This window comes from Gilliamella sp. Fer4-1 (genome assembly GCF_001690515.1).
Classification (GTDB): domain Bacteria; phylum Pseudomonadota; class Gammaproteobacteria; order Enterobacterales; family Orbaceae; genus Gilliamella; species Gilliamella apicola_C.
Genome location: NZ_LZGZ01000245.1, coordinates 1 through 743 on the forward strand (window position 1 = coordinate 1; position 743 = coordinate 743).

The following is a 743-nucleotide window of genomic DNA, read 5'->3' on the forward strand; positions in this document are numbered from 1 at the left end:
AGAATTATCTAAAGATAAATGCTTTATCATTAAACAACAACAAGACACGTTTACCCATCATATCAATGGGTACTTATTTGAAAATAAATTAATATTATCAAATTTAGTTTTTCAAGATGATCTATTTTATGATTTTTCTTATCTAAGTGGCGACTTTATTAAGTGCAATATTGATAGGTTTTCTGTTGATATTTTAGATAAACAGTAGCCTGTTTATTATAAATAACCATGATAGAATCAATATCAAATATTACATTAAAACCTCTTCCTCGGGTGAAAAAGAGGTAATTAGTACGCTTGTTGTGGTGGATACTATTGCTATAACGACAAACTGGATTTTAGTAATTTAAAAGCGACTTCGTACCAAAAAGATAAGTGTAGTGGTCTAATAATTTAAGACGCTCAATTAGGTGGTAAACTAACTGAAACCCTCTGCAAACAAAGTAGCGGCTCAGCTGGCAGTCGAACGATAACCACAAAACTGAACCAGCAAGGTATCAAGATGGGTCGTAACAAAGTGAGAAAATTAATGAAAGAGGCTAAATTATACAGTAAGTAACCTAAAGCAAGGCATTTCAACCGTGCAACCAAGGAGAAATTTGAACTGCTCAATAAGCTATCACGGAACTTTAACTAGCCTAGTCCAAATCAGGTATGGGCAAGTGATATCACTTATATTTGGGCGGGTGGCAGGTGGATTTATTGGGCGATAGTAGCCGATTTGTACGCTCGGCGGGTAGTGG

General features: G+C 35.1%; 2 pseudogenes. Both read left to right on the forward strand.

The features are described from left to right. A pseudogene (locus A9G30_RS13000) lies at positions 1-208 on the forward strand (hypothetical protein); the annotation flags it as partial. 228 nt (positions 209-436) lie between these two features. Then, positions 437-559, forward strand: a pseudogene (locus A9G30_RS13665) (IS3 family transposase); the annotation flags it as partial. Between the last annotated feature and the right edge of the window lie 184 nt (positions 560-743).